Origin of the sequence: Bradyrhizobium sp. BWA-3-5 (assembly GCF_032917985.1) — a bacterium.
GTDB lineage: Bacteria > Pseudomonadota > Alphaproteobacteria > Rhizobiales > Xanthobacteraceae > Bradyrhizobium.
On record NZ_CP136626.1, the window covers coordinates 1891224 to 1907556 of the forward strand.

9 protein-coding genes and 1 pseudogene are annotated in these 16333 nt (G+C 57.2%); 4 read left to right on the plus strand and 6 right to left on the minus strand.

All coding sequences use genetic code 11. The features are described from left to right. Positions 1-47 precede the first annotated feature (47 nt). The 5 genes from RX331_RS09110 to RX331_RS09130 all read right to left on the minus strand — a co-directional run bounded on the left by RX331_RS09110 (position 48) and on the right by RX331_RS09130 (position 9517). Positions 48-1676, minus strand: coding sequence for a heparin lyase I family protein (locus RX331_RS09110; RefSeq protein WP_317256244.1), 1629 nt, complete (start codon positions 1674-1676; stop codon positions 48-50). 955 nt (positions 1677-2631) lie between these two features. Next, on the minus strand, positions 2632-4857 hold the full coding sequence (locus RX331_RS09115) for a heparin lyase I family protein (RefSeq protein ID WP_317256245.1): 2226 nt from the start codon (positions 4855-4857) through the stop codon (positions 2632-2634). An 881-nt stretch (positions 4858-5738) separates the two neighbouring features. Continuing rightward, complete coding sequence (locus tag RX331_RS09120) at positions 5739-6719, minus strand: class I SAM-dependent methyltransferase (protein ID WP_317256246.1); 981 nt, start codon at positions 6717-6719, stop codon at positions 5739-5741. Positions 6720-7016: 297 nt separating this feature from the next. Beyond that, positions 7017-8018, minus strand: a complete 1002-nt coding sequence (locus tag RX331_RS09125; RefSeq protein WP_317256247.1) for a UDP-glucuronic acid decarboxylase family protein — start codon at positions 8016-8018, stop codon at positions 7017-7019. A gap of 143 nt (positions 8019-8161) precedes the next feature. After that, positions 8162-9517, minus strand: coding sequence for a polysaccharide biosynthesis/export family protein (locus RX331_RS09130; RefSeq protein ID WP_317256248.1), 1356 nt, complete (start codon positions 9515-9517; stop codon positions 8162-8164). Positions 9518-9816: 299 nt separating this feature from the next. Between RX331_RS09130 and RX331_RS09135 the strand changes: the two genes are divergently transcribed. The 4 genes from RX331_RS09135 (at position 9817) to RX331_RS09150 (ending at position 15875) form a co-directional block, all read left to right on the plus strand. Next, entirely contained in the window at positions 9817-11307 is a 1491-nt protein-coding gene (locus RX331_RS09135) for an undecaprenyl-phosphate glucose phosphotransferase (RefSeq protein WP_317256249.1), read from the plus strand. A gap of 89 nt (positions 11308-11396) precedes the next feature. After that, complete coding sequence (locus RX331_RS09140) at positions 11397-13250, plus strand: polysaccharide biosynthesis tyrosine autokinase (RefSeq protein ID WP_317256250.1); 1854 nt, start codon at positions 11397-11399, stop codon at positions 13248-13250. A 110-nt stretch (positions 13251-13360) separates the two neighbouring features. Next, on the plus strand, positions 13361-14455 hold the full coding sequence (locus RX331_RS09145) for a glycosyltransferase family 4 protein (protein WP_317256251.1): 1095 nt from the start codon (positions 13361-13363) through the stop codon (positions 14453-14455). A 79-nt stretch (positions 14456-14534) separates the two neighbouring features. Further along, a complete protein-coding gene (locus tag RX331_RS09150) occupies positions 14535-15875 on the plus strand; it encodes an O-antigen ligase family protein (protein ID WP_317256252.1) in 1341 nt (446 codons plus the stop codon). Positions 15876-16063: 188 nt separating this feature from the next. Here the strand turns inward: RX331_RS09150 and RX331_RS09155 are convergent. Next, positions 16064-16280 (minus strand): annotated as a pseudogene (locus RX331_RS09155) (transposase); the annotation flags it as partial. Between the last annotated feature and the right edge of the window lie 53 nt (positions 16281-16333).

The window sequence follows — 16333 nt, forward strand, 5'->3', positions numbered from 1 at the left end:
TTGATGGCCCGCACCCTGGCGCGAACGCCGGGGTGCGGGGAAGCGGATCAATGTTGCGGTCTGGTCAGAAACGATACCTGACCTGCAGCAGCTCCGTTCGACACGCTTGCCACGATTTGACCGTGGTCCACCCGACCCGTGCTACCGGCCAGATACTGGTTCAGCAGCGCAAAGCTCTGGCTTGCCAGGCTCGCGGTGGTCGTGCTCGTCGAGCGAGCATCATTCGTTACGGCGGGCGCCGCCGGCGCCGCGGTAGAGCCGCCTGCAACCAGGCTCCTGAACTGATTGGAAAGAGCAAAGCCTTGGGCTGCCGGTGACACCATCACCGTGGAGATTGCAGCCGAAAGATCCCTTGCGGAGATAGGCTGCGACCCGGAGGTTGCCCCGGTGCTGGTGGGCTGCTGCTGGTTCACCCCGCCCGCGAGCTGGCCTGTCCACGAGTTCCTGGTGCCGGACGCGGGCGGGGGATTCATAACAGCTGTCGGCTGCATCGATGTCGCCGAAGGTCGCGGATCACTCACGCTGATGCTCTGCGGCTCGGCTGACGCTACGACGCCGCTGACCGGGTCCTGCGTGTTTGAGGTCAGCACGGGCGTTGCGACAGGATCACCTCCGCCCCTGTAGCTCGATGTGAGCGTCAGCCCGCTGCTGACCTGCGCGGCCGTCAAGGTGATGTCCCTTCCCCTGAACATTTGACCGCCGAGAGCGCTGGTGATCGTCTCGTGCTTCGGCAGGCCGGTGCCGTTCACGGTCACGCGTTCGTTGGTATTTGTCGTCGACACATTGACCCCCAGGCCGACCGTACCGCCTCTGCCCATCACCGACAGCGCGGGATTCGCGACGGTGAGGACTGGCGTGGTGACGGATGACGTAGGCGTGGTTTGGGTGGTTGGGGTTGTTGGGGCCGTTGGTGTAGTTGAGTTGGCGGGAGTGGTCGGGGACGTTGGTGTGATCGACCTCGGGGGGGCAATCGGCGAGGGCGTGATTGGCGTTGTGGGTGTGGTCGGCTGCGTCGGTGTCGTAGGAGCCGATGCCGCTCCGGTTGTTATGTGCAGGTTTCTATAGTTCACCGCCATGGTTTCCGGGGCTGCCGAGCGATAGACGCCTTCCTTCCAATAGGTTGCAGCGCCGGTCCCGATTGAACCGTGATAGTCGACGATCTGAACACCGTCGCGCCAGACCCTGAGAAACCCGTTGCCATTGGCGTCGAATTTGACCTGGACGTCCATCGAATAGTAGTGGCCGCGCTCAATCGGGTTCGGGTCCTTGTAAAGATACACCTCACTGCCGGTTCCGATGTCGATCGCCATGTGGTCGCCGTTCACCAACTCGACCGCGAACGGAGGAGAGTAGCCAGCACTGTCTTCGTGCATCTGGCCGAGGACGATCCATTTTGCGGTATTAGTGGCACCTGGTTCGACCATGAACTCGTAGGAGACGTTTATCTGAGTGCCCGCCGAGTATAGGGTGCCGCCGCCCGCTTCGCTGCGCTCGGCCGAAGTCGGATCGCTATATCCGGAAGAGCTCCAATGATCTCCCGAACGCAATTCGAACCGCAGCGTATCGGTATTGGGCTCCTGTAGGCTCCAGCTTTGGTTGGCGTTTTGTACGTAATACTTGCTGTTGTCGACCGTTAGGCTGGATCCGTTGGTCGGTGAGAAGGACGTGATCGCCATTGCTGTTGAGTCTCCGTAGATGTCAGGAGCCGTCGCGTGGGCGCATCATCTCTGTGAGACGAAGCCGTCGACGATCCCTCCGGCCCCAGGTTTGGCCCGAACGATGCTTGGGCAGTCTGAGGTCGCTGATGGTTAGGGTGTCAGTGCAAGTATCGCGTGCCGGTCTAGGGCAGCACGGCTCGCGATGTAGTCATTCCCGTAGATGTCGCTCGCCATAATCGGGGGAAGCTTTCCCGCAGGGCGAGATCGCGCGACATACGGTCAGCAGGCGCGGAAACTGTCATTCCGTGTTCCTCTTTGATGTTGAAACGGGAATTCCACTGCCGCGCGTCGGGCAGACGCGCAACATACGCCATGCTCACAGCGGCTGAGGCTGCGAACGGATTTCAGGGCAGTGGGATTTGATGGTGCCCCCCAACTGCTCGACCTGTTGGCTAATTAGCAAGTATGGCGAAAAAAGTTTGGAAATGTGATTTATACCCGCGTATTGCGTGACATATGGCCTTACGTGTGGCGCTGATATTCCCTGTTCGTCGGTAGGTCGGCGGCCAAATTTGAACTAGTGTTCTGGTCTCGACTGTTGCGGGCTTAGAGAGCCGAGTGCAATTGGCGTTTGTTGTATCTCGGCGATGAACCGTGGAAGATCCTCGAAACTTTCGGCTATCGCGTTGTCACAGGGATCTGTCGCGCTGGCCTATCAAGCCGATGAAGCTGTGCCAAGCAAGGCCAGGCGATACGCTGAGGCGGCACAGCGATATGAGTGACGAACACATCCGGATGCGGTTTGCGCATTTCGACTGCGGCGATAGCCTCGATGATCGCCGTGTCGTCATGCGTAGGGGCGGGCGTTCGTAGTATGCCGGTCGCGAATCCCTCTTAGCCGGCATCCTTTTTAGGCATGACAAACATTGATAGTGCCGCACCCGGGCGCTGGGCGCCTGGGTGCGGAAGCGGATCAATGTTGCGGTCTGGTCAAGAACGAATCCTGCCGCCAGTGAGTGCCGTTAGACAAGCCCGCGACAATCTGCCCGGGATCGACGCGGCCAGTGGTGGCGGCCAGACACTGGTTCAGCAGCGCGAAGCTCTGGCTTGCAAGGGACGAGGTAGGCGAGCCGCTCGCATGCGGAGTATCCGCCGCGCTGATCGGCGACGCAGAGGTCGCAACGCCTCCGTTGGCGACGAGGTCCCTGATCTGGCCGAACAAAGCAGAACCCTGGCTCGCCGGCGATGTCGTGAGCGTGCTGGTTGCAGGCGCAGGATCCGGCACCGCGATCGGCTGCCGCGCGGAGTTCGCCGCCGGGACCGGCTGCGGCGCGGAACCTGCCGCGGAGCTGGACTGGTCTAACCGACCCGCAATACCTCGGTCTCCGAAGTGGTGCTCCCAGGTCGGAGGATCCGTCACGGTGATCGTTTTGGGCGACGCTGTCGCGACGGCGCCGGTGCTCGGATCCTTAGCGCTTGCCGTCAGCGTGAGTATCGCAACCGGTTCACCCCGGCCCCGGTAGTACGAATTCAGAGTCAATCCGCTGTTCACCTGCGCAGCCGTCAAGGTGATGTTATTTCCGCTGAACGTCTTGCCGTCGAGCTCGTCGGTGATCGTCTCGTACTTCGGCAATCCCGTGATGGTCACGGTGACGCCATCGTTGAGATCGGTCGTTGTCACCTTGGTCCCCAGGTCGACGTGATCGCCTCTCCCGCCCACCCAGAGCGAGTTATCCGCGACGGTGAGCACTGGCTGAGTCGCCGAGGGAGTCGATGGGGTGGTTGGAGTGGTCGGGGTAGTCGGCGTTGATGCGGACGCGTCGATCTGAAGACCGGAGAACGTTTTCAGCGCGCCCGACAGATTTGCCGCAAGACCGCCGGCATCCTTGATGCTCGCGCCGCTCGGAAGATTGACTCCGGTGATGGCGAGCGCTGAGGTCTTCGCATCGGTCGATGCGACAGTCGTTTTGAAGGTGAGCGAGTTCGTGCCTGAGCCACCAACGTAGGTGGCCTTTGCGCCGTCGTTGAGCGACAGCGTCGGCGTTCCGCTGACGGTCACGGCCTCGTTGAAGCCGAGCGTCAGCGTGATCGTGTCGCCTACGTGCTCGGTGCCGGTTCCCGGAGAGGCTGTGGCCTGCGTCACCGCCGGAACGATCGGATTGATCTGGAGACCGGAGAACGTCTTCACCGCGCCCGAGAGGTTCGCCGCAAGACCGCCAGCATCCTTGATGCTCGCGCCGTTCGGAAGATTGACCGCGGTGATGGCAAGTGCCGAAGTGTTGGTGTCGGTCGATGCGACCGTTGTTTTGAAGGTGAGTGTGCTCGTGCCCGAGCCTCCGACATATGTGGCCTTGGCGCCGTCATTAAGTGACAGGGTCGGCGTACCGCTGACGGTCACGGCCTCGCTGAAGCCGAGCGTCAGTGTGATAGTATCCCCGGCATGCTCGATTCCCGTCCCCGGTGAAGCGGAGGCCTGGGTCACTGTCGGTGCGACGTTTGGCGGCGTGATTGGCGTTGTGGGTGTGGTCGGCTGCGTCGGTGTCGTAGGAGCCGATGCCGCTCCGGTTGTTATGTGCAGGTTTCTATAGTTCACCGCCATGGTTTCCGGGGCTGCCGAGCGATAGACGCCTTCCTTCCAATAGGTTGCAGCGCCGGTCCCGATTGAACCGTGATAGTCGACGATCTGAACACCGTCGCGCCAGACCCTGAGAAACCCGTTGCCATTGGCGTCGAATTTGACCTGGACGTCCATCGAATAGTAGTGGCCGCGCTCAATCGGGTTCGGGTCCTTGTAAAGATACACCTCACTGCCGGTTCCGATGTCGATCGCCATGTGGTCGCCGTTCACCAACTCGACCGCGAACGGAGGAGAGTAGCCAGCACTGTCTTCGTGCATCTGGCCGAGGACGATCCATTTTGCGGTATTAGTGGCACCTGGTTCGACCATGAACTCGTAGGAGACGTTTATCTGAGTGCCCGCCGAGTATAGGGTGCCGCCGCCCGCTTCGCTGCGCTCGGCCGAAGTCGGATCGCTATATCCGGAAGAGCTCCAATGATCTCCCGAACGCAATTCGAACCGCAGCGTATCGGTATTGGGCTCCTGTAGGCTCCAGCTTTGGTTGGCGTTTTGTACGTAATACTTGCTGTTGTCGACCGTTAGGCTGGATCCGTTGGTCGGTGAGAAGGACGTGATCGCCATTGCTGTTGAGTCTCCGTAGATGTCAGGAGCCGTCGCGTGGGCGCATCATCTCTGTGAGACGAAGCCGTCGACGATCCCTCCGGCCCCAGGTTTGGCCCGAACGATGCTTGGGCAGTCTGAGGTCGCTGATGGTTAGGGTGTCAGTGCAAGTATCGCGTGCCGGTCTAGGGCAGCACGGCTCGCGATGTAGTCATTCCCGTAGATGTCGCTCGCCATAATCGGGGGAAGCTTTCCCGCAGGGCGAGATCGCGCGACATACGGTCAGCAGGCGCGGAAACTGTCATTCCGTGTTCCTCTTTGATGTTGAAACGGGAATTCCACTGCCGCGCGTCGGGCAGACGCGCAACATACGCCATGCTCACAGCGGCTGAGGCTGCGAACGGATTTCAGGGCAGTGGGATTTGATGGTGCCCCCCAACTGCTCGACCTGTTGGCTAATTAGCAAGTATGGCGAAAAAAGTTTGGAAATGTGATTTATGCGCACGCATATGTGCCGACATCTTGTACGGCGATGCCCTTGGCCGCGCGTCGTTGCTGCGTCAGATCTCGTCGGGAGTTGGGGCGAAGCCCATGCGCAGGATGAAATCTTGAGCCTCTAGCTTAACCGGCACCAGATCTGCGGCGCACCACTACTGTTCGCGGTCGCGATCCGCCGCTTGTTCTCCACTGTCAAGTCGTGCGGCGCCATCGTCTGGATCACCTCAAACCGCGAGATGCTTGGCGTAGTCGTACAAATGTGTACATGTTTCGCGCCGCCCGCGTCAGCACAAGGGAAGGTACGACAATTGTCGGGGGAGCCAAGTACGCAGCATGGCGCCCGCGACCGTGCGCTGGGGAGGGACCTTGTTGGGGCGCGTCTGCAGGGTAGTTGGCTATGTCGACTATGGCTTGCGGATCGCAAGTTCAAGGTATGGTTCATAAAATGCACTATTGATGGGCGGACCATGGCGTCGCAGCCATCTTTCGTACGAGCGATCGAAGGCGAACCATTTTGCAAAGTAGAACGGATTGCCACGTCTCCAGCGATTTAAGCTGCTGACCCGAAGCCCAGACAAAGGGCCGATCGACAGCTCAAATTCGTGATAACTGGCGGAGCGGCCTATTCTGGTCAATTTTTGGAGCGCCTGTGCCGTTACAGGTGGCCTCAATTGCTCCTTGAAAGGAAAACGCGGACTGAATCGTGAATAGTGGATCGCCAAGTCATCTGGCAGCCAGAGATAAAAGGGCAGCAAAGCGGTATGTGTATCGAACCACCAAAGGCGATTTGGAGTTTCGACTACGATCAAATAAGCGCCACTACGGAGGGAACTCCAAACTAAGGCGAATGAAGAGAGCTTTTCGTCAAGGGTCATATGTTCCGCTGTTGCAAAGTATATCACAGCGTTAGCTTCCGCTATTTGGGATGCAGAAATTTCGCTCGCTTCCGCATTTATCAGCTCGGCCTCAAGATCGTAGACCGACAGCCGCTCTCTGCCGACCATCATACTATGCGTGTCAAGATCATAGCCAAACACTTCGGCCCCTTGCTCGGCGAGAGCGACAGTTGAGCAGCAATCACCGCATCCGATCTCAATGATCTTGGCACCCTTCAAACAAAATAATGTATCAAGCCAAGGAACTATGGTTCTTCGATTTTTATCAGTACGGCCGCTCACATGGTTGTCGAGATCCCTCTTGCCCGCTTCCGTGTTCAGATAATCAGGGGGATCACGAAAGCAGTGCTGTTGCAAAGCAGCTACGAGGCGGTCCTTGCCAGAGGGTGAGAGAGGACGCTGGCGCATTCTCAAGTGCCGGCTGAGGTGGCGATACTTCAAAAAGCTAACCATTCCGTCGGTGTTCAGAATACCTGTACTGGCTGACATGCCTCCACTCCATTGCGCAAGGATCGTCCTACCTGTTCGGACCTCGAATGTTCAGCCCTAAACAAGCATTGGCCAAGGCCGCGGCATGCTAGAGGACCCGGGCGCGCGCCGGACCAGGCTTCTTGGGGGTACTCACTTAAGAACGATCCCAATAGCCTATTGCAGCCTTCGTCAGGCGCGCGAAAATCGAACAGCTTGCGCCGGCCATGGGCCCAGCACGCGGCCTCGGCAATTAGGCCTCCCTTCCGGGGAGGTTAGATACGAAATAGTCAAAGCTCAAAGGAAGCATGGCCGCGGCTATTCGGCGGCGATGGGATGCGGCTCCTCCTCCCTCTGCGATCGGTGCCCCTGGTCGCCGCGGAAAAATGCAACGGTCGGCTTCAGTCCGTCCTGCAGACTTATGGTCGGTTGCCAGCCCAATTCGCTCTTGGCGAGGGAAATATCGGGTCGACGTTGCTTTGGATCGTCCCGGGGCAGGGGTAAATTGACGAGCTCTGACGAGGAGCCGGTTTCAGCGAGCACCAGTTCCGCGAGCTCTCGAATGCTGAATTCTCCATCATTTCCAATATTGACCGGTCCGGTCAACGAAGCGCGACTCTCCATCAGGCGCACGAGACCATCAATCAAGTCATCCACATAGCAGAACGAACGAGTCTGATCACCCTCACCGTAGAGCGTGATCGGCTCGCCGCTGAGTGCCTGAATGATGAAATTGGAAACCACTCGACCGTCAGCCCGATGCATGCGCGGGCCGTATGTGTTGAAGATGCGAGCAACCTTGATCTCAACGCCGCACTGTCGGTGATAATCGAAGAACAGGGTCTCGGCGCATCGCTTTCCCTCATCATAGCAAGACCTAGGACCAATGGGATTCACATGGCCCCAATAATGCTCAGTTTGAGGATGAACCGCCGGATCGCCATAAACCTCGCTTGTCGAAGCCTGCAGAATTCGACATTTCAGCCGCTTGGCGAGGCCCAGCATATTTATCGCGCCATGCACCGATGTTTTTGTGGTCTGCACTGGATCGTGCTGGTATTGGACCGGCGACGCAGGGCAGGCCAAGTTGTAGATCTCATCGACTTCGACGTGCAGAGGAAAGGTTATGTCGTGGCGCAAGAATTCAAAGCGCGGGTGTGCGTGCAAATGCTCAATATTGTGCTTGGTTCCGGTGAAGAGATTGTCCACGCAGACAACCTCATGGCCGTCAGACAGCAGTCGATCGACTAAATGGGAGCCCAGGAAGCCGGCTCCTCCGGTGACCAAAACGCGTTTGCAACTATCATAATTACGTCGCATGTTACTCTCCGTTCCAAACAAAAATAATAAGCCGAAGCTGCACTATGTCAGCAGCTTCGCCGCTCACCTCCCAGACGTAGCGCTTTGCCGTTCCGAGGCCATTTCGCGCAGCGAATCGCCGCCGTTCGTATCGGTGTGGCCCATCACTGATGGGAGAGTTGGGAACTGGTTCGCCTTCGGGGAGGGGCGTCAGGCCCGTCCTGGTATCGCAGGGTGACCTCGACGGCGTCACCCGGCTGCAACTCGGTATCTTCGCTTGCGACAATCTGTTCCTGTCCCTTCTCGCCTTTTCTAAAGATAGCGATGTTTGGCGTGCTGCTGGTTCCTCGTACAAGTTGTGAGCGAACCATCGAAGTGTACTGAAGCTTCTCGCCGACGCTCTGCAGCCTTTCGCGAATTTGGTTGAGGCGCACGCTGGTGTCTTGCAGCTCACGGAGCAAGTCGAGCCTGCGCTGGTCGTCGAGCTTTGCCAGTCTTCTGACGAATTCGTCCTGCTGCTTCTTGACCTGCAGCAGTTGCGCAGAGGTTTGCAGCTTCCTGGTTGATGACAGCAGCACCGCACGACGCGCTTCAGTAACGCGAGGGCTGATTAAGGAACCTTTACCGTAGAGATCGTTAGTTTTTTGCAGATCTTCGACGTCCGCAGAAAGTGCCTCGTCATCTTTCTTCTGCTGCTCCGATAACACGCGAACCTCGTCGTCTCCTTGTCGAACAGCGCGCTGAAGGTACGCCTTTTCCTGCTGATAGTCGCTCTGCTTCGTCTTCAAATATTCGGCTTCTGCATTTACGATCTCCGAAATCGCCGATCGAGCTATGGGCACGTCCGCCGGAGCGCCTGGGTTGATTTGTGTCGCCTCTCCGAGCTCGCTCTTGATGCGCCAAATGCGCGCCTGCTCCTTGGCGAAATCGGTCCACAGCGATCCATACTCGCTTCTCAAGTCTGCTGACTCGAGATACGGGTTATTCATTCTGATATGCATGATGTCGTAGCCGCCTGCCAATGCGACAAGTTGGCGTGCGGTAATGGATGGCCGATAAGGATACTCGCCCGGCTTTGACACGTCCCCGTTAACGTAAACCGGCCTGTATTCCGCAACGGTCGTTGTGACCTCATCTCCATTTATCATGATGACGACCTCCCGGCCGTCCGAAGTCCTCTGGCGAAACACCTTGCTCGCCAGTGCAGCTCCGATTTTGGCTCGGATCGCCGGTAAGGGCTGGCCGGCTACTGGAAGCGTTCCGACCAATGGCAATGAAACGTTTCCGTCCACTTGGACAGTAGCGCGATGCCGCAGCTCCGGAACGCCCGCGACAGTGATCTCCAGCACGTCGCCGGCGTTTATTTGATATTCAGCCTTAGCTTGAGGAACGGAAATTGTCAGGCCAATGGCCACCACGCTCCATTGGATGCAACGACCGAGATTGCTGCTACACACTTTGACTAGATTGTGCAGCGTGGAGTTCGGCTTGCTGACAGCTCGCTGTACCCAAGTGGTCATCCGGTCAAATCCTTCACATCCAAACTTATCAGCGGACGCGGCGTGTCGCACCGGCACAACCGTCGAAACGGGCGACCCGCAATAAAAGCAACGCTCGGTTTCTCCCTTACGCTGGGTTGCTCTCAGGACCCTTCGCCCGTTTCATCGAAATTGCTTGCCGACAATCTAACTCCGGATGGCCGGCGCTCAACCGACCATTGTAGTTACTCCTCAGTACCAATTTGTTGCCAATTTCCACCGAGTGATCCGAATGCTACTCGATTTGGCCAGGAAGACGGAGCGGCCGGGTGTAGAGTGCAATGAGTTATACGTCCTTCACTAATTTTCCGGGCTCTGCCCCGGTAGATTCGGTCAATGGCATCAGGGCAGTCCTAGCAGGCGCTGGTAGGGGCAGGTTGGCTGTCCTATTGGTATTAGTAGCAAGCAGCGAATTCCTGTTTGTAGCGGTAGCTGCCTACTTCGCAGCCACAGTCTACTATAGGTTAGTCCTGCTACAGCCACCCGACCCCGGCCAGTACGTCCCGGAATGCCTTCTGATTTCCACATTGCAGGTGCTCGTATCGGTTGGACTCCGGCACTACTCGCGGATCCAGACGCAGCCCCGCCACATGTTCCTGTGCAGCGGGGCCAGCGGCGTCTTGCTCGTATTCTCCTTCTTCATCTCGACGATATTCATTCTAAAAATCTCCGCCGACTACTCGCGCGCTACTGTCGTCGCCCAAGCATTGAGTGTCATGCTTGCGGTCCTCTTGACACGGACAATATGGTTTTCATTGCTACAGCCTGCCATTGCGTCCGGGCTGATCGAGGCCAGGCGAGTCATTCTCATAGGAAATCCGGATCACTGCCGGTATTTTTCCGATCGAGCAACGATCACCGGAATTCGCACCATCCGCTCCTTCGACTTTCCGGTGGTTCGCGCAGACGGCTCGGCCCCGGCAACTCTCGAGGCAGCACAAGCGCTATCGGATGCCCGCCAACTGGTTACGGAGTGCCGCCCCCTCCGAGCTGATGACATTGTCATCTTGACCTCGGAACCGGATGTTCCGTCTGTTCTCGCGCTCGCCAGCGCCCTATCAGACCTGCCAGTAGACGTTCACGTCGTCCCTGTTGGATCCATCGATCTGATGGCCGTGTCGCGGATCACGGTATTCGGCAACATGGTGACGATGCGCATCTTCCAGTCCCCTCTCACCCCATTCAACCGAGCAATCAAACGTGCATTCGACGTCGTCGCTGCAGTCGTTGCTCTCATTCTGGCCAGTCCGATTTTCGTCATTGTTCCGATCGCAATCAAGCTCGACTCCCGCGGGCCGGTGCTGTTTCGCCAAACGCGGCACGGTTACAACAACGAGCCCATTCGGGTGCTCAAATTCCGATCGATGACCGTGATGGAGGAGGGCCACAATTTCAGGCCAGTCACCCGAGACGATTCGCGTGTGACCCGTCTCGGACGCTTCTTGCGCCATACAAACATTGATGAGCTTCCGCAGTTGTTAAATGTCCTGGTCGGCGACATGTCGATGGTCGGGCCCCGTCCACATCCAACTGCGCAAAACGAGACCTTCGCTGAACTGATTTCGTCATACTACCGTCGTCACAACGTAAAGCCTGGCATTACTGGCTGGGCTCAGGTCAATGGGTACCGTGGTGACACCGATACCCTCGACAAGATGCAGCGCCGTGTGGAGCATGATCTCTACTACATCGACAATTGGTCACCTCTTTTCGATCTGCGAATCCTCGTCCTCACGTTTCTCTCAAGGAAAGTCTACATGAACGCCTATTGAGAAATTGGGGGGAGACAAATACTCCGTCAGCGCCGATAAGGCACGACGTGCGGCGGGTACCACTTGCAACTAGTTGTCAAAGGCCGGATATGCTGCACGTTGGAAAAGACAGTCGTTTCAAAGATTCAAAAATCGATCAAGGGAGCGTCCTTTCTCCGGCCGAGTTGGTAGCAGCATGGAAAGCATTCGTCCGTCGTCAAAGGTCAATTCTGCTTGTCTTTCCGCTCCTGACCGCGGCCGTTGCACTGTTGTATCTCGCTGTTGCAACCCCCAAGTTTACTGCTGAGGCGGTCCTTCTTGTTGAGCTCAAGCGAAGTGAGGGGGCCACACAATCAAGCCCGGCAGACCTTGGATCCGTTGGATCCGCGGCGTCATTTATCGATAACCAGGTCGAAATCCTGAAATCTGAGAAAATTGCCATTTCAGTCATCCAGAATCTCGAGCTATTGAAGGATCCTGAATTTGTCGGCTATGGTCGTGGCTTTATCGGAACGGCCTTCAGATTGCTCGGGCTTGTTTTCCGCTCAGAGGATACAGAATTTTCGCTGACGCGGCGCGCCCTTGAACGATTTGAACGCAAGCTTACGGTCAAGCGTGTCGGTCTAACCTACGCCATTAGCATTCAGTTTGAGTCGCCCGATGCCGAACGCTCGGCCGAGATCGCCAACGCAGTTGCGCGGGCATACACCGCTGATCAAATCGAAGCAAATTATGAGTCAGCGCGCGTTGCAACCGAATGGCTCGAAGGGCGCGTAGATGTACTGCGCGGCAAGGCATCAGACGCTCAGAAAGCAGTGTCAGACCGAAAGGCAGCGCCGCTCTCGACGAATCAAGCTCAGTTGGAGCTCCGTGACCTGGAAATCTCTGCGCAAGCGTATAGGCGACTTTACGACACTTTTCTTCAACGCTACTTGGAGTCGGTCGAGCAGCAATCCTTTCCCGCTTCCCAGGGGCGCCTCGTGAAGACAGCCTCGCCTCCCTTGCGGCCCAGCTCACCCAAGCGCTTCCTCATACTCGCAGTTTCGCTGACCGGCGGAATTTTTCTCGGACTTGGCGTCGCCTATTTGCGCGACGTTTCCGACCTGACGTTTCGTACGCGCGATAGGGTGCAGGCCGAGCTTCACATAGACTGCATCGGAATCGTCCCGGCTGCTATGGGGGGCAGCCCAGTGAATGGTCCGCACAGTCTGAATTCAGTTCTCCCAGGATCAAGGACGATTGAATGCTCCGACAGCCTCGTTCGGAACATTGCCGAGAACCCGTGCTCTCACTTCAGTGAGTCGTTCCGGTCCATCAAGCTCGCGATCGACTTGATGCATCGTGGCGGAAAGCGAACCCAGGTCGTTGCCATTACATCGGTCCTGCCGCACGAGGGAAAGTCGACTGTTGCCGCGTCTTTGGCGCAACTCATGGCGCAGGGCGGAAGCCGGGTCATTCTGCTTGATTGCGATCTGCGCAATCCGTCGCTGTCATCTGTGCTGGCTCCGGATGCCACATTAGGCGTCCTCGACGTTACGTCTGGACGAGCCAAGCTGGATGACGTTACGTGGATCGATCCCGCTACAGGCTTGCAGTTTCTTCCAGCCACCAACGGCTCTCGGCTGGCTTATCCGAGCGAGGTGCTCGCTTGTGAGGAGATGACAAGCCTATTCAGAACCCTGCGGGAGACCTACGAATACGTGATAGTCGACCTCTCACCGATAGCACCGTTCGTGGACGTCCGCACCGCTGCCCATTTGATGGACTCGTTTGTTCTCGTTATCGAGTGGGGCCGCACAAACGTCGAGGTAGTCAAAAAGAATCTCGACGTAGCCGATGACGTCTATGGCAACCTGATCGGCGTGATCCTCAACAAAGCTAACATGTATGCACTCAAACGGTACGGGGAAGCTCTCGATTCCTATCAGGGGCGCTTTTCTCAAGAACAAGGTTCTCGTAAATGACTCATATGCCGCCCCTGCGGGCGACTACGACGTCAACGAACGTGACGCAATGCTCTGAAGCACATAGTGCACTTCAGTCCGCGGCCCGCTGTTCGCGTTCGGCTGAACCCGTGGCAGCCGCCGTTCCAAGACCCATCCACGTGTTTGTTGCCACGCCATTTGGCGAGCGCGGCCATGGAGGCATTGATCGCCTTGCGGACGCAATCACCTCAGGGTTTGCTCGACGCAATGATCTCAACGTCCAGATTACACGTTTGACCACTAGAGGCAAAGGCAGCCTTCTATACTCTCCCATGGTACTTTCATGGGCTATGGCACGGTTGTGCCTGGCCTCTTGGCTCGGCCGGGTGAATGTGGTCCACATCAATGCCGCCTCAAGGGGGAGCTTCTATCGCAAGGCAATGCTTGCCGCGGTCGCGCGCCAACTAGGCGTTCCGTATGTGGTTCAACTTCATTCGGGAGCGTTCGACCGGTTCTGGCAATCAGCCGGGCCACAACTGAGGCGGGTCATTGCGGGCTTCCTGCGAAATAGCGCTGCAATCATTGTACTTGGGCAATACTGGAGTGAATTCATAAGCCGCCGTCTCCCGGGCATGGAGGGTAAAGTGGTGATCCTTCCGAATGCGACCGAGTCCGTTCAAACAGAGCCTGAAAAAGCGAAAGATGGACGGGTGCGGATCTCTTTCTTTGGAAAATTGGGAGAAATGAAAGGCACTCCGCAGCTAATTGAGGCGCTCGCCTTGTTGCCCGATCGAGCCGAATGGAGCGCAACGCTCGCGGGTCACGGAGATGTACATGGTACGCGTGCGCTGGTGCGCCGGTTGCAAATTGCGGATCGCGTGTCGGTACCCGGATGGCTCGCTCCTGAGGCGACTGCCGACCTTCTGCGCCGGACGGACATTGTCGTGCAGCCGTCCTTCATTGACAATCTGCCAATGACCATCCTCGAGGCCTTCGCTCGCGGGATTCCTGTCGTGGCAACGCCGGTTGGCGTGGTGCCGGATGTCGTTGTGCAGAATGTCAACGGGCTTCTTGTTCCGGCTGGCGACGTGCGCGCGCTGGCTGATGCATTGGCTGAATTGGTTAACGATCCTGCTCTGCGGCAGCGCCTCGGCGCATCGGCTCGACGCGATCACGCAGCTCGGTACGAAATGAATGGTTACCTTTCTCGCCTCGCAGAAATATGGCGATACGCCGCCCAGTAGGTCTTTGCTGCGTTTGCTCGTTTTGCGGAACCATCGCTGGGGCTGCGCGTCGATCACGGCTGAAGGATGAATTCGCGAAATGTATTACATCATCGGAGAGTCGGTTGAGCAGGCGTCGCAAGCACCAATCTACCCGCGATTGGCACTAGGATTGCTGTACTGCCTCATTTTGGTGTTCATCTATCCCTTCAATAGCATCATTTCCGAAACCGATCCGTCCATTCCTCTGGCTCTTCAAACTGAGAACAAGACAGTATATTATATTCGGTACGTTGTTCCGATGCTATGTGTCGTCATTGCGGCGTTATGTGGTAAATCGAACTTCCTTCGTCATCTTTCCCCAGCGCTGTTGCTTTATTGCGCGCTTTCGTTTTTGTCGATCGCCTGGTCTGAGGATCCCTATGTATCGCTCATTTCTGCACTTCGATTGTCAGAGTACGTCATAGCGATTGTCGCGCTTTGTGAAGTGTTGAGACTGGAGATACTTTGTCGCGCTTTTCTGAACATAATTGCGTTCATCACTCTCTCAAGCGTTGCTATGGCCATTTTTGCTCCCGGCTACGGGACCCATCAGACAAACGATGTGGTTCAGAGCGTGCATGCTGGCCTGTGGCGGGGCGCATTCGGTCATAAGAACGAGCTGGGCGCGATGGCGTCCATTTCGGCGATCGCGTATCTGTGTTTTGGCTATCTCGGCTCATCAGTTCTGGGATTTCGTTCCATCGTAGTTATCGCCTCGCTTACATGCCTAATATTCGCTGGCTCGGCAGGAGCACTCGTTTCGCTGGTCATTGTGCTGATGATATATCTTCTGATCTTCCTCACCTGGCGCTGGCCTACGGCTTTTAGCTGGCTCTTCGTGCTCATTGTGATAGCCGCTTTGGCCGGAGCACTAGTGGCCACGGAAGTCAATACGTATGCTTTGGTTGGCAGAGATGCTACTCTCACCGGTCGTACGGCAATGTGGCCGGTTGTACTTGCGATGATAGCTGATAGTCCGTTGCTTGGACACGGCTACTATGCGGGATCATCTGCCTTCGCAAGTCCTCGCCTAAGCGAATACTTCGGACAAATCGCCACACATGCTCATAATGGATATCTAAGTATATTGCTCGATACCGGGATCATCGGCCTTTCCCTCTATTTATATGCGATTCTCAGTGTTATTTTCATGGGGACGGCTCAAGCGAAGCGTGAGGAGCGGGTGCGGCGCAACTGTTTCATGCTACTCCTGTTAACTCCCATTTTGTCCCTGGTGTACGCGTTTTTCGAGGTCCTTCCTATTATCGATAACCGATGTGTTGGCGCCCTGAACTTCTTTAGTTTGGTTGCGACTTACTCGTACTTAAAGCAGTCTGTGAACACGACCGAAGTCGCGCAGGAGCGCGACGCGGGCCGGAATATTGGCGTCCTCGTCTAGCCGAGTGGCCCCAATTTAAACAAAAGGTTTCCCCAGGCTCAAGCTCAGCAGGACGTAGGCCGCCGCCGTTGCTCGCCTCAGCACCTGCAGCAACAGCACATCGTAGCCGCCGCCATAGCCGCGCCGACGCTGACCTCAAAGGCGATCTGAAGATGAACGACGGCCTCACGTCTAGCAGCGGGCCGTCACCATTTTCTTAACGCGACGTCCTTGAGCATGGCGCTGTCGCGCATCGCCTCCGCCAGCAACTTCTTCAGCTTCGCGTTCTCGTCATCAAGCGCCTTCAGTCGCTTGGCATCGGACTCCTCCAACTCGCCACACTTGGCTTTCCATTTGCAGACAGCCGCGCTGCTGATCCCATGTTTGTGGGCTCTTCGTCCCGGCTTGCTGCTCCCGCAACCCGATGGTCTGCTCTCACTTGAAGCGACTTGCTTATGTCCGTCCGCTTCCGAGGCTAC

Coding starts and splice junctions, on each gene's coding strand:
- RX331_RS09110 (WP_317256244.1), bottom strand. CDS start 1,676: ATGGCGATCACGTCCTTCTCACCGACCAACGGATCCAGCCTAACGGTC.
- RX331_RS09115 (WP_317256245.1), bottom strand. CDS start 4,857: ATGGCGATCACGTCCTTCTCACCGACCAACGGATCCAGCCTAACGGTC.
- RX331_RS09120 (WP_317256246.1), bottom strand. CDS start 6,719: ATGTCAGCCAGTACAGGTATTCTGAACACCGACGGAATGGTTAGCTTT.
- RX331_RS09125 (WP_317256247.1), bottom strand. CDS start 8,018: ATGCGACGTAATTATGATAGTTGCAAACGCGTTTTGGTCACCGGAGGA.
- RX331_RS09130 (WP_317256248.1), bottom strand. CDS start 9,517: ATGACCACTTGGGTACAGCGAGCTGTCAGCAAGCCGAACTCCACGCTG.
- RX331_RS09135 (WP_317256249.1), top strand. CDS start 9,817: ATGAGTTATACGTCCTTCACTAATTTTCCGGGCTCTGCCCCGGTAGAT.
- RX331_RS09140 (WP_317256250.1), top strand. CDS start 11,397: ATGCTGCACGTTGGAAAAGACAGTCGTTTCAAAGATTCAAAAATCGAT.
- RX331_RS09150 (WP_317256252.1), top strand. CDS start 14,535: ATGTATTACATCATCGGAGAGTCGGTTGAGCAGGCGTCGCAAGCACCA.